The organism is Streptomyces sp. SID3212 (genome assembly GCF_009865405.1).
In the GTDB taxonomy this organism is placed as follows: domain Bacteria; phylum Actinomycetota; class Actinomycetes; order Streptomycetales; family Streptomycetaceae; genus Streptomyces.
In genome coordinates this window covers 1-1870 of the sequence record NZ_WWJY01000766.1, presented here as the reverse complement: position 1 = coordinate 1870, position 1870 = coordinate 1, and the positions used below count along the sequence as shown (strand labels likewise).

2 protein-coding genes are annotated in these 1870 nt (G+C 74.9%); one reads left to right on the top strand and one right to left on the bottom strand.

Annotated features, from left to right (window positions below; all coding sequences use genetic code 11):
* Positions 1-57 precede the first annotated feature (57 nt).
* Positions 58-1212, bottom strand: a complete 1155-nt coding sequence (locus GT042_RS23180) for a glycosyltransferase family 4 protein (RefSeq protein WP_161310655.1) — start codon at positions 1210-1212, stop codon at positions 58-60.
* A 96-nt stretch (positions 1213-1308) separates the two neighbouring features.
* On the opposite strand from GT042_RS23180, the gene GT042_RS23175 reads away from it, so the two are divergent.
* Positions 1309-1870 (top strand): glycosyltransferase 87 family protein (locus tag GT042_RS23175; protein WP_161310654.1); only part of this gene is annotated, 562 nt, incomplete at its 3' end.

Here is a 1870-nt window from a genome sequence, read left to right as displayed (position 1 = left end):
GTCCGGCGATTGAGGACAATCAGTAAGCGCAACCAAGCGCGGCCCCAACCGTCACCGCTACAGCAAGGACTCCAGGCGGGACGCCAGAAGGTCCCAGCGCCAGCGGTCGTCGACCCACGCACGGCCCCGCTCGCCCAGAGCGCGCCGCAGGGCCGGGTCCAGGAGCAGCGTCACCACCCGCTCCGCCACCGCACCCGACGCGAGCGCCGCCGGCGCCCCCGGCACCACCCACCCCGTCTCCCCCTCCAGCACCGCGTCCGGCGCCCCCCCGGAGTCCCCCGCGATCACCGGCAGCCCCGTCGCCGACGCCTCCAGGTACACGATGCCGAGGCCCTCCACGTCCAGGCCGCCCCGCCGTGTCCGGCACGGCATCGCGAAGACGTCGCCCGCGCCGAAGTGCGCCGGCAGTTCCGACCACGGCACCGCGCCGGTGAAGCGGACGGACTCCGCCACCCCCGACGACCGCGCCAGCCGCCGCAGCGCGGACTCGTAGGGGCCGCCCCCCACGATGAGCAGCACCGCGTCCGGCACCGCCGAGAGAATCTCGGGCATCGCCCGGATCAGCGTGTCCTGCCCCTTGCGCGGCACCAGGCGCGACACGCACACCACGACCGGACGGTCCGTCAGGCCCAGACGGGACCGGACCTCGGCGCCCCCCGACCCCGGGTGGAACGTCTTCTCGTCCACGCCCGGTGGCAGTTGGACCATCCGCCCGGCCGCCGCGGGCGACAACGCGGGGGCGATCCGCGACCGCGTGTACTCGCCCAGGTACGTGATCGTGTCCGTACCCTCCCCGATCCGGCGCAACAACTGCCGGGACGCCGGCAACTGCGCCCAGCCCGCCTCGTGCCCGTGCGTCGTCGCGACCAGGCGCCGCGCGCCCGCCCGCCGCAGCGCGGGCCCCATCAGCCCGAGCGGGGCCGCCGCGCCGAACCACACGGACTCGCAGCCGTGCGCACGCAGCAGTTCCGAGGCCCGCCGGGTGACGCGAGGGGTCGGCAGGAGCATCGTCGTGGCGTCGCGTACGACCGTGAAGGGCTGCTCCGCGTCGAACGCGGCGGTCGCCTCCGCGCCCTCCCGCCCGCGTTTCCAGGTGGAGGCGTAGACGACGACCTTCGCGGGGTCCAGACGCAGCGCGATGTTGTGCAGGAACGCCTGGATCCCGCCCGGCCTGGGCGGGAAGTCATTGGTCACGATCAGGGTCTTGTGCATCGCCCAGAACAATATCGCCGCACCGTGTCGCCGAGGACGGGACCGACGGCCCTGCCTCCCCGCCCGCGCCCTCTCCCGCCCGGCATCATGACAACCATGACCAGGTGGGCGGGCCGGGCGGCGACCGACGGACGAGCGGCGGGGTGGACGGTCGCGGGGTGGACGGGCGCGGGGTGGGTCGTCACCAGGGCCGCGCTGCTGCTCTGCGTCTTCAAGGTCGTCACCCTGCCCGGCCCCGACGTCACCGGCGACGTCTCGGTGATCTACCGGGGCTGGTTCGAGGTGCTCAGGACCGGCACCTATCCGCTGGACGACGTGACGTGGCAGTACCCGCCCGCCGCCGCGCTCGCGATCGCCTCCCCGGCGGCGCTGCCGTTCCTCGGGTACGCCACCGCGTTCTTCGTGCTGGCGTGCGCCTGCGACGCAGTGGTGTTCGGCCTGTTGCTGCGGGCGAGCCGCCGCCCCGGCGGGTCGGCGCGCGGGGTCCGGGTGTGGGTGGCGGGGGTGCCGCTGCTGGGGCCGACCTCGTACGCGCGGTACGACCTGATGGTGACGGCCGTCGCCGTGGCGGCGCTGGTCACCGGGGCGCGCCGCCCGGCGGTGAAGGGCGTGCTCGCCGGGTTCGGCGCGGTGCTGAAGATGTGGCCGGTGCTCCTGC